Source organism: Bacillus sp. 7884-1 (genome assembly GCF_002272245.1).
In the GTDB taxonomy this organism is placed as follows: domain Bacteria; phylum Bacillota; class Bacilli; order Bacillales; family Cytobacillaceae; genus Neobacillus.
Genome location: NZ_NPDD01000263.1, coordinates 1 through 771, shown reverse-complemented (window position 1 = coordinate 771; position 771 = coordinate 1). Strand labels below are relative to the sequence as shown.

The 771-nt window shown below is 40.6% G+C and carries 1 protein-coding gene; it reads left to right on the top strand.

The features are described 5' to 3' along the window. Positions 1-585: 585 nt before the first annotated feature. Positions 586-771, top strand: a 186-nt coding sequence (locus CHI06_RS30850) for a hypothetical protein (RefSeq protein ID WP_142301034.1), incomplete at its 3' end; no start/stop codon positions are given.

The window sequence follows — 771 nt, the reverse complement described above, 5'->3', positions numbered from 1 at the left end:
CCCATGAAAATAAAAACTGAAAAAAGGGCATGAAAAAATAGACCCAGAAAAACCAGTTTTTAAAAAAAGGCTGAGCCTCTTGAAGGAAAGAGTATGAGGTTGGCTGGTAAAACGAAATAGTAATACCTTTCTACTTAAAATTCTACTTAAAATAAAATCAGGAAGGCTGGCGCAACAACCAGAAAAAGGATTAATCTCCCATAAGTGCTACCCCTAAATGGGCGCGACAGTCGGTGGCACACCGTGGTCGTTGGAGTCAGACTAACGGATGGGCTCAAAGGCACCATAGTTCAAAGACCTTCTTCGCCAGCATTAAAACAGTATAGACTGCCTGATCCATTTTCATTCTCTGTGGTGAAGCGATGATTTTTGCGCTTCATGGATGGCTAACGGGTGCTTTAACACTATAAGGAATAAAATTAAAGAGCCTAAAATATGCAAGTTTTTATGCATTACTTGCGTATTTTTGCTCTTTTTACATTCATAAAAGATACTGCCGTTTATAACATTTTTTAATTGCCAAATACAGTTGGGTGGCCGGGTTGTCAATCTTCTTTTCCTTGATAGGGGAAGGGGGTGTTAATACTGGAAACTTTTCTTGAAATCTTACGAGAAGTTCTGAAGGGAATCGTGCGTGAAGTTAGTGCATATTTCTTTCGGAAAAACGTACTAGAGAACAGGAAAACCACCCCGCGCCGTAGCAAGCAAAAGGGTGGTTCTCACAAAATAATCCACATTGACAACTACCACCCTGACGGTAGGAGCTGCATC